Here is a 2,036-nt window from a genome sequence, read left to right as displayed (position 1 = left end):
AAAATGGAAGCGATATACAGAAATGGATTAGCGGCCAACTCGGTGAAGTTGTCCGGGATACGGACTTTAAAATCGATACGTGCGTGACGCTTACTAAGACAGCCGACCCGGTCGCTGTTAACACTTTACAGAGAGACGCACTTTTTAAGGTTTACGGGGCAAACAACGGGAGCCAAGCTTACGGGCTTTTCGAGTTCAACCGCGATTACGGCCTCAATCGTTGGGGTGATGAGCATCAGGTTAGCTGGGTCCAAGTCGGCACCGACCTTCCATCAAGCGACAAGCCGAAATTGAATCCGAACGTTGCGCGTGAAGTCGCGAACCTCGCCGACGTTGACCAGATCATTGACGGAATCGTGAGCGCGATAATCCCAGGTGACTGCGGAAGGATGACATCGCACAGCCAAAAACTTCTCACACTCGGAAACTGGCCCGAGTTTATGGTCGAGTGGGTACCGGCTCACATCAAGGTGGGTTGCAGCGAAATAGTCATTTCCCTCCCAGTCATCCGGACTAGAATCTCATCACTCAATTTCTACTTCTACTATTCTGTGCCTTCAAACACCGGCTCGTTCGTGATTCGGATTTGTGCAACGTGTGGAGAACGAGCAGCTCTTACAGGCGCGATACTCGGCCTGATATCCACCCAAATTGAGCTCGCTGTACCTACCTTCGTAGAACTGTTCACGCGTTGCGCGGAATCTGAAATTAAGCGTTGCGTTGATCCTGGTTTACTTCTTCTAATTGAGTCAGATGGACCGTGGCGGTGAACTGTGCAGTTGATAGTCTAGCTCACTGACGCTTGGGACATTGACGCCGCGCGGACCCTGGGTATCGCGGTGCATGACCACGTCATTGTCGGGCGCGCCGAGGTCGCCAGCTTCAAGGCGCTGGGGTTGATCTAGCCGTGGCGGCCTCACTCATGGTCAGAGCGGAGGCGGTTCGGGCCGGAAGCCCGGATAGACGAAGGCTCCCGAGATCAGCTCGCAGTCGGGCGCGCTCACGCCGGCGCCGCGGGCGACGTCGTACCAGGTGCTCGACACCCGCTGCTCCATTTCCGCGACGATGGCGGCGGCCTCGTCGGTCTTGAGGAGAAAGCGAGGGCTTTGTGAGACCAGGTTTTCCGCCGTGGCGATGCGGCCGGCGTCTCCGATCACCAGCGCCAGATCACGGCGTTCCAGGCTGATCGGGGTCGATGGCGTCAGGTCGTAGGCCGGCGACAGCCGCCAATCCCTGGCCTTGGCGATCATCGCGTGATTGCGCGGGTGATCGTCGGCGTTGGAGATCAGGGCGTTGAAGGTCATGCGGCGGAAAAGCTCGCGCGCATCCCTGGCGGGCTCGGCGCTGGCCCGGCGCAGTTCCTCGGCCAGCAGCACATAGGACCAGCGATCCCGCGCCCTATGGCTGTCCTCCGTCCGCAGGAGTGTCAGGGCGCTGATCATCCGGGCGCGGGTGTAGCCCGCAGCCACGCGCTCGCGGTCAAAGCGGCGGACCATCAGAACGTCTCGCCCTCCCGCCAGCACGATCTTGCTGTCGGCGGCTTCCAGACCGCAGGCCCTGGCAAGCGTGAGCATGGCATGTTCGACCCGGGCGCTGTTCCAGCGGTCATCCTGGCGATTGAACTTGGCGATCCAGAGAGCGCCCTCGTCCTCGACGACGGCCTTGGGCCTGGCCCCGCCCATGGAGGTGCCGACAAGAAGCAGATCCTGAATCTGCTGGTTGGCGGCGTCGGGCGCCAGCTCTTCGTCGGCGATCAGGGCGTCGGCGATCCGCTGCAGCTTCTCCAGCGCCACGGTCTGGTTGAAATCGCGGCGCGGCGCCGGGGGCTCGGCATTGAGGCCGAAGCCCAGGGCGCCGGCGCGGTCGTCGGCGGAGTGCAGCAGGTAATCGATCTCTCCGAGCTGCGGCTTGCCGGCATGTTTGTCGATGACGCGGCGGCCCCAATAGTCGGGGCTGGCGTCGCGCAGGGCGCCGAACACGCCGCCGAGCGCGGCAGTCTCGTAGGTGCGAGGCGCGAGCTTCAGCTCGACCGGAAC

The 2,036-nt window shown here is 61.6% G+C and carries 3 protein-coding genes; 2 read left to right on the top strand and 1 reads right to left on the bottom strand.

Going from position 1 to position 2,036, the window contains the following annotated elements; all coding sequences use genetic code 11:
- Together Q0R13_RS17955 and Q0R13_RS17950 are read left to right on the top strand one after the other, a co-directional pair.
- Nucleotides 1-770: hypothetical protein (locus Q0R13_RS17955; protein ID WP_293906498.1), on the top strand; the 770-nt coding region annotated here is incomplete at its 5' end.
- A gap of 39 nt (nucleotides 771-809) precedes the next feature.
- Nucleotides 810-905 (top strand): JAB domain-containing protein, encoded by a 96-nt coding sequence (locus tag Q0R13_RS17950; RefSeq protein WP_366853196.1) that lies wholly within the window; start codon nucleotides 810-812, stop codon nucleotides 903-905.
- Between the two features lie 21 nt (nucleotides 906-926).
- Here the strand turns inward: Q0R13_RS17950 and Q0R13_RS17945 are convergent.
- The coding region (locus Q0R13_RS17945) for a type II toxin-antitoxin system HipA family toxin (RefSeq protein WP_293906496.1) at nucleotides 927-2,036 on the bottom strand (1,110 nt) is incomplete at its 5' end.

The sequence above is a fragment of the Phenylobacterium sp. genome (genome assembly GCF_025351295.1).
Lineage (GTDB): Bacteria > Pseudomonadota > Alphaproteobacteria > Caulobacterales > Caulobacteraceae > Phenylobacterium.
Note: the sequence above shows the minus strand (reverse complement) of the source record. Positions and strands in the feature narration are given on the sequence as shown.